The organism is uncultured Veillonella sp. (genome assembly GCF_963534045.1).
Classification (GTDB): Bacteria; Bacillota; Negativicutes; order Veillonellales; family Veillonellaceae; genus Veillonella.
Window position 1 is genome coordinate 25,663 of sequence record NZ_CAUSQT010000019.1, and the last position, 7,974, is coordinate 33,636.

The following is a 7,974-nucleotide window of genomic DNA, read 5'->3' on the forward strand; positions in this document are numbered from 1 at the left end:
TTATCGTTTTACGATTTTATCAATAGCTACTAAGTCTTTTAATAAATCTTCAAATTGATTTAAATACACCATGTTTGGACCATCGGAAAGCGCTTCTTCAGGATTATCATGTACTTCAAAGAATAAACCATCTACACCACTAGCGACAGCGGCACGCGCTAAATTTGGCACGAATTCACGATTTCCACTAGATTTTGTACCAGCCCCACCTGGCAATTGCACGCTATGTGTAGCGTCAAAAATTACTGGATAATCAAAGGAACGCATAATAGGGAATGATCTCATATCTACAACGAGATTATTATAGCCAAAGCTAAAACCACGTTCTGTAAGCATAAGATTTTCATTGCCCGATTCTTTCATTTTATTAAGAACATTCTCCATATCTTTGGGAGCCATGAATTGACCTTTTTTTACATTTACGCATTTGCCTGTTTTAGCAGCACCGTAAACTAAATCTGTTTGACGGCATAAGAATGCAGGGATTTGAAGAATATCCAACACTTCTGCAGCAGGTTCAATTTGTTCAATAGAATGGATGTCGCTAACAACTGGTACATTCAATTCTTTTTTGATGGATGCTAAAATTTTTAGTCCTTCTTCTAGGCCTGGTCCACGGAAAGAATTAAAGCTAGACCGATTAGCTTTATCAAAGGAAGCTTTAAATACATAAGGAATGCCGAGGCGTTCACATATTGCTTTAGCCTCTTTACCAATTGCCAATGTGCGGTCGTAATCTTCTATTACACATGGACCGGCTAATACAAACAGCCCTTTACCGCCACCAATTGTCATATTACCAACGTTTACTGTTTTCATTTATTTCTCCTCTTGCTCGAATATTGCATTTACACGAGCTAAGTCTTCTGGTGTATCTACACCAACAAATCGTTTATCTGTAGTAATAACGCGAATGGAAAATCCATTTTCCAACGCTCTCAACTGTTCTAACGACTCTGTTTGCTCTGCTGCAGTAGGCTTCATTTTTGCATAGTCTAATAAAAATTGACGACGATATGCATAGATACCAATATGCTTTAAAGGAGCATTAACAAAATCATGACGTGGATATGGAATTAAAGAGCGAGAAAAATACATCGCATCATTTCGTTTATTAAGTATAACCTTCACTGCAGAAGGGTCATCATACTCATCTTCTAATAAAGGGGTTGCTACTGTAGCCATTTGTAGATGTTCATCATCTTCAAAAAGCGCTCCTAACTGATCGATTAAATGCGCATCAATCATAGGTTCATCACCTTGTACATTGATGATAACATCTAGGTCATTATATTGTTGTGCTACTTCAGCTAATCGGTCAGTTCCAGTCGGATGATTGGCATCAGTCATAACAACCGTACCACCAAAAGATTTAACTGCATCATATACGCGTTGATCATCAGTAGCCACGATAAACACCTGTGGTTTCTTCGCCTCTGTCACACGTTCATAAACACGTTGAATCATAGGTTTACCCGCGATATCTGCCAATGGTTTTCCTGGCAATCTCGTGGAACCAAATCGAGCTGGAATCACACAACCAATATTCACAATAAAACCCCATTTCTTTTATTTGCGTATCTTATTATTATACACTAAATCTCTAAATTTTCTATGAATTCTTGTTTTCCAGAAAGGAACTCAATGCCTATAGATAGCACTAGAATCGGTATTTTCAAGTCTTCAATTGTATGCAACTGACTTAATTTAACAGCATCTTTTTCAGTAATCATAATTGCCTTGGCTTGATGCGCAAAAGCTTGCTTCCAGATTTCAACTACATCATCATCCGAAAAATCATGATGATCACCAAAGCCCATTGTATGCACTACGTCATAACCACAATCTTCTAGTGTCTTTGTAAAGGACTGCGGGTTACCAATACCACTTACAGCCATAATAGGCAAATCGTTATCAGTACCAATAGGATTTCCTTCATCACCATTAGCCCATGCTTCAAGTGTATAGACAGCACGTGGCTTATGAATGGTCTCATAAACAGGCTTTTGTGGCACCATCCGCGCCAATCGTTTCCTAAGTGCGGCTACCAATCCTGGATCAACTTGATCTACTTTGGTGAGCACAATAATATCGGCTCTTGCAAGGCCCTCCATAGGCTCACGCAATAACCCTCTTGGCAATACATGTTCATAGCCAAAAGGATTTGATGCATCGATTAATACGATATCTTTATCACGATACAACGCACGATGTTGGAAACCATCATCCATTACAAGATAATCTGCACCTAGTTCATCAATAGCTATACGTGCCGATTCTATGCGATTACGGCCAATGATTACACTAGATTTTGGTAACACCTTCGCTAATAACCAAGCCTCATCTCCACTTTCCTCAGGCTCTACCAAAATAGATCCATGCTTAGAAATAATTGTATTTTGACTATTATCTTTAGCTCTATAACCACGGCTCAATACGGTTGGATGAAATCCCTTCTGACCTAAAATATCACAGATAAGTCTAACCATTGGAGTTTTACCAGTTCCACCAGCCGTTATATTACCAACACTAATGACAGGTACCGATACTTTTACAACCCCTTTATTCGCATCAAATTTTGAGTTGCGCATAGTAACAGCCTTTTTATAACCCTTACTAAGAAGTGATAACCCAGCCCTGGCTACATCGCCTAAGATAGATTGATCTTCGCCGCTTACAATGCTCTTAAAAATATCTTCACCATTCATAGTAGGCACCTCCTTCCGTATCGATTACACCAATATTTCTTAAGGAATAATATGATGTGATTCAAATAGTTGACGTAATTCTTGCGTATTGCGACGCGTTGCACCACGATTTTCACTGATAATATCTAAGCAATTCTGCCCCATTTCTTTCGCTAATTCAGGGTGTTTACAGAGATGTAAAATCATAGTAGTTAAATCTTTTTGATTTTTAACTTGCTCACATGCATGTCTAGAATGTAAGAGATTAAAAATTTCCTTAAAATTAAACATATGCGGGCCCACAATAATAGGTTTTCCATGAGCAGCTGGTTCTAGAATATTGTGTCCACCTGTTTTAACAAGAGAACCGCCTACGAAGATGATATCACCTAAGCTATATAAACGGCCAAGTTCCCCTATCGTATCAAGTACTACTACAGGAATTTCCTTATGAACAGGCTCAGTCATATCACTGCGACAAATGGCTTCCAAACCATACCGTTTTGCTAAGGTCTGTACATCATGGCCTCTATAAATCTCACGAGGCGCAATAAGTAATCTTGCATTAGGATACTCTACTAAAACCTGTTTAAAGGATTCAAATACAGCTTCATCTTCACCCTTGTGTGTACTGCCTGCCACAATAATAGGATGATTATGACCAAATCCAAATTCGTCTAACAAGGCTTGTTTTTCTTCTTCGGATACTGTCGCATAGGTTTGATCATACTTCATATTGCCAGTAACGGTAATTTCATCAGGGTTCGCACCAAGCTGTGCAATATATTCTGCATCAAAATTCGATTGCATACAGAATCGTTCGATAGAGCTCAACATTTCCCGCGTGAAAGCACTAATATAGCGATAGCGTTTCATACTGCGATCGGAAATACGACCATTCACCATCATAACTGGAATCTTTTCAGACTCTGCAATACGCAAGAAATTTGGCCAAATTTCTGTCTCTACTAATAAAATAGCAATCGGTTTAATGATATGCAAAATTTTACGTGTTAAGTACGGTAAATCTAAGGGGAAGAAAATTATGCCTTCAGCTTCCGGTATAATTCGATGTGCCATCGCATGACCTGTTGCTGTAACGACAGATACAACGACTACCGCTTCTGGAAACTCTCGTTTAATTTCTTTTACAAGAGGACTCGTTGCAACAATCTCCCCAACTGATGCAGCATGAATCCATATCGCACGACGTCCTTCTATTTTTTTTAATAGTGTAGCAGGCATATATCCTGCACTTTGTTTTATACGCTCATAAAAACCATCTTCAAAAGCAAGACGATATAGGATAACCGGAATTAGGCCAATCCAGTAAAATATGAGCAATACATTATATATCCAGTACATGTTTATCCTTTATTAGAGAACTGAACGGAATAAAGATGGTTATATAAACCATTTTCCAAGGCTAATAGTTCTTGGTGAGTTCCCTTCTCTACCAACTTACCTTGATTTAATACAACAATTTGATGTGCATTTTGTACAGTGCTCAAACGATGGGCAATAACAAAGGCTGTACGACCTTCCATCAAGCGGTCTAACGCTTCTTGTACCAGTTTTTCACTTTCTGTATCAAGAGCAGACGTAGCTTCATCCAAAATTAAAATCTTAGGATTCTTCAAGATAGCACGTGCAATTGCAACGCGTTGACGTTGACCACCTGATAACGAACTACCTCGTTCACCTACAATAGTATCGAGACCATCAGGCATCTTATCCACAAACTCTAATACATTCGCCGCCTTAGCTGCTTCGTAAATTTCTTCATCACTCGCATCTAAGCGACCATATAAAATATTCTCTTTAATGGATGCATTAAATAAAACTGTTTCTTGTGGTACTAACCCAATTTGATTACGTAACGATTTAAAGGTTACGTCTTTAATATCTGTACCATCAATTGTTATAGATCCACTCGTAACATCATAAAAACGAGGTAATAGATTGGCTAATGTCGTTTTTCCTGCACCAGACGGACCTACTAAGGCTACGCTTTCACCAGCCTTAACAGACAAGTTAAAATCACATAATGCCATTTTTTCACCATCGTAGGAGAAACTAACGTGATTAAAATCTACATCGCCCTTAATATCAGGCAATTCTATAGCATTTTCTTTTTCCACTACATCTGCTTTTGTATCTAAAATATCAAATACACGATCAGCTGCAGCCAACGCTTTTTGTATATTACCATACACTTGGCTCAAACGCTTAACAGGATTTGATAGGTTAATAGCATAAATCAAGAACGCAATTAAAGAACCAGCTGTAATCGTTCCTGTAACTACGGAATAGCCACCATACCATAAGATAACTGCCACCGCAATCGCTGCAGAGAACTCAACCATAGGACTTAATAAGCTAGTCAATTTAGTGGCTTTAATAACAGCATTAAAGTTATTTTGATTTTCTACTTCAAAGCGCTTAACTTCAAAACCTTCGCGAGCAAAAGATTTTACGACGCGAATAGCGGAAATCACCTCTTGCAAAAGAGCCGTAATATCAGCGATTCGGCCTTGTACATCATGACCAGCTAAACGCAACTTTTTACCAAATACATTTATGATGATCAGCACCATTGGTACCGTTATAAATGTAACAAGCGTTAATTTCCAATCGATGAGCAACATGGAAACTAAAGAACCAATTAAGGTAACGGACTCCGTAATAAGAGATATAAGATTATCTACTACTGCTGATTGAAGAGCAGATACGTCATTTGTAAGATTACTCATGATGACGCCAGTTTTACGGCGATCAAAATAGGATAAGGACAAGCGTTGTAAATGCTTAAAAATTGCTTCCCGTACATCGATGATAACCCGTTGACCGATATAGGACATATTGTAAGTTTGCCCATATGTGGCAAAGCCACGAATTAAAAATATCAAAATGATGGCCCCAACGATGAGATTGAGCATAAACATATTTTTATCTTGTAATACTTGGTCAACGACGTTTTTGATTAGCCATGGTACTACGAGATATGCTGCAGCTGCTACAATCATGCAAAATACAGCAAATATCATTCGTTTATAATAGGGTCTCACAAAATACAATAAACGTGAGTAACTATTCATTAGTTTTCTCCTTACCTAGGTCATAAATCAATTGAGCCACGCGATTAACAGCACCTGACTCACCTAGTTTTTCTTTGACGTTGCGCAATTCGGAGCGCATATGTTGATTAACTTGCAAATCATCTAGTAGAGGTAAGACGGTATTCACTATAGCATCTACAGAAACATCATCTTGCAATAATTCAGGAATGACTTCCTTGCCAGCCACAATATTAGGCAACCCTACATGCGTAAGATTTACGACCATCTTACCGATGCCATATGTAATAGGCGATACCTTATATAATAATACAGTTGGCAACTCCATCATCGCTGTTTCTAGTGTAGCAGTGCCCGATGCAGCTAAACATACATCACAGATTTGCATCAAATCATAGGTGTGGTCTTCCGTAATCGTTACAGGGACATTTCGTTCACTGATGAAAGCTTCTAATTCACTGCGTTCAATCGTATGAGCACGCGGTAAAAAGAACTGTACATCTTCGTGAGACTGTAATAAGCGTTCCCCACTTTCAAGCATTACATCCAAGAGGGATAATACCTCTTGTTTTCGACTGCCCGGCATCAATAGAACGCGTTTTGCTTCTGGCCTAGCCCCAAAGTAGTCCATCGCATCCTCCTTAGTCATGGATGGATGAACGATATCTACTAATGGGTGCCCCACAAATTCTACATCACAATTGAACTTGCGATATGCTTCTGCTTCAAACGGAAAAATAGAGGCCACCTTTGTAACAAATTTCTTAATCGTCTTGCCACGGCTGCTATGCCAAGCCCAAATAGTAGGCGCTATATAGTACAATACAGGGATTCCTAACTGGTGAGCTACTTCAGCCAATTTCATGTTGAATCCCGGATAATCGATACATACGAGTACGTCTGGTTTTTCTTTCAACATAACTCGTTTTAAATAGGTGCGTAATTTAAAGAACTTTGGCAATGATTTTATGATTTCTACGATGCCAATAACGCCGAGATTTTTGATATCATATACGATACGAACGCCAGCTTGTTCCATCAAGGTGCCACCCATACCGAACATTTCTATATTGGAATCTATTTGTGAAAGCGCTTTGGCCACGCTAGCGCCATGTGTGTCTCCAGACGCTTCGCCAGCAGAAAACATAATTTTCATCATAGTTCCTTTCTAGCATCTACAAATGCTTGATCTACAGCACAAATAATAATATTATGGCGATTAGCCATTTCTAGTACATCTTCTTGTTGTACAAATATCGTCTTTTCAGCCTCTACAGCCAAAACATTACAACCACTATCAATCATGGACATTAATGTCTTAATACCTACAGCAGGCACATCAAAGCGAACATCTTGATTTGGTTTTTCAGTCTTAACGACTACGGCCTCACCTCTACCGAGTTCACCGCCGCGCAATATGCATTTATCAGTTCCTTCAATAGCCTCAATAGCCATTGCTGCTTTATGCTTTACTACTACAGTTTGACCAATATCAAGCTTGCCCATCTGTTTAGCCAATTCAAAGCCGAAACAAATATCCTGCCATTGTTCTTCTGTCGGTTGTCGGTTGGTCAACACCCCAACCTTAGGCATGAACGGTTTCAAATACACAGTTTGATCTAGAACAGAAAAACCTTCTCGTTCAATTTCATCAACAATAGCGAGCATAATAGTATCATCTTTACGATTTTTCAATCGTTTAAGGACACCCAAAGTTTTTAAATCAGGGAAGGATAAGCCTTTATATAAAATTTCCTTTGTTACCTTTCCGAGCATAGTAAGCTCAGTAACGCCCTCTTTTTTCAAGGTTTTAAATATTTTACCTAACTTAGCCACACTAATGTTGTAAAAAGCATCCGCTTCTTTCTCTAATATGGGATCCGTATCAGGCACAACTCCGATAACTACAACTTGATGCCCCAACATATGAGCAGCCCGCATGAACTCAACAGGTAAAACGCCAATACCTGCAATTAAACCTACCTTTGCCACGACTATACCTCCTATGTGAAGCCTTATATGGTCCACAATTTTTCGTCAAATCATTTGTTTTGAGTATAATTTTAAGACATACTCATATACACTATATTGTACTATAAATCACGCCATTTTACTATAATTTCAACGCTTTTCTAGCTATAAACGCACTGTATTTTCCTACACTCTTACTCAAAAAGGATGTACCTAAAAAGAGTATAAAATAAGGCTCT

Annotated in this window: 7 protein-coding genes; all 7 read right to left on the reverse strand. The window is 38.6% G+C overall.

Going from position 1 to position 7,974, the window contains the following annotated elements; translation table 11 throughout:
- From kdsA to RYP29_RS04825, 7 genes are read right to left on the reverse strand one after another with little or no spacing between them, the layout of a single operon-like run.
- The gene (kdsA, locus tag RYP29_RS04795) at positions 1–819 is read right to left on the reverse strand and encodes a 3-deoxy-8-phosphooctulonate synthase (protein WP_005376564.1); all 819 of its coding nucleotides are present in this window, start codon (positions 817–819) and stop codon (positions 1–3) included.
- On the reverse strand, positions 820–1,551 hold the full coding sequence (kdsB, locus tag RYP29_RS04800; protein ID WP_314985716.1) for a 3-deoxy-manno-octulosonate cytidylyltransferase: 732 nt from the start codon (positions 1,549–1,551) through the stop codon (positions 820–822).
- Between the two features lie 44 nt (positions 1,552–1,595).
- Entirely contained in the window at positions 1,596–2,708 is a 1,113-nt protein-coding gene (gene lpxK / locus RYP29_RS04805) for a tetraacyldisaccharide 4'-kinase (protein ID WP_311532509.1), read from the reverse strand.
- A 39-nt stretch (positions 2,709–2,747) separates the two neighbouring features.
- Complete coding sequence (locus tag RYP29_RS04810) at positions 2,748–4,052, reverse strand: 3-deoxy-D-manno-octulosonic acid transferase (protein WP_016476608.1); 1,305 nt, start codon at positions 4,050–4,052, stop codon at positions 2,748–2,750.
- A gap of 2 nt (positions 4,053–4,054) precedes the next feature.
- Positions 4,055–5,785: a lipid A export permease/ATP-binding protein MsbA gene (gene msbA / locus RYP29_RS04815; protein ID WP_005376614.1), complete on the reverse strand. Its 1,731-nt coding sequence runs from the start codon at positions 5,783–5,785 to the stop codon at positions 4,055–4,057.
- Entirely contained in the window at positions 5,778–6,920 is a 1,143-nt protein-coding gene (gene lpxB, locus RYP29_RS04820) for a lipid-A-disaccharide synthase (protein WP_038148749.1), read from the reverse strand. Before lpxB ends, msbA begins: the two co-directional genes overlap by 8 nt.
- Positions 6,920–7,756, reverse strand: a complete 837-nt coding sequence (locus tag RYP29_RS04825) for a UDP-2,3-diacylglucosamine diphosphatase LpxI domain-containing protein (protein WP_311532510.1) — start codon at positions 7,754–7,756, stop codon at positions 6,920–6,922. The genes lpxB and RYP29_RS04825 overlap by 1 nt, the downstream gene beginning before the upstream one ends.
- Between the last annotated feature and the right edge of the window lie 218 nt (positions 7,757–7,974).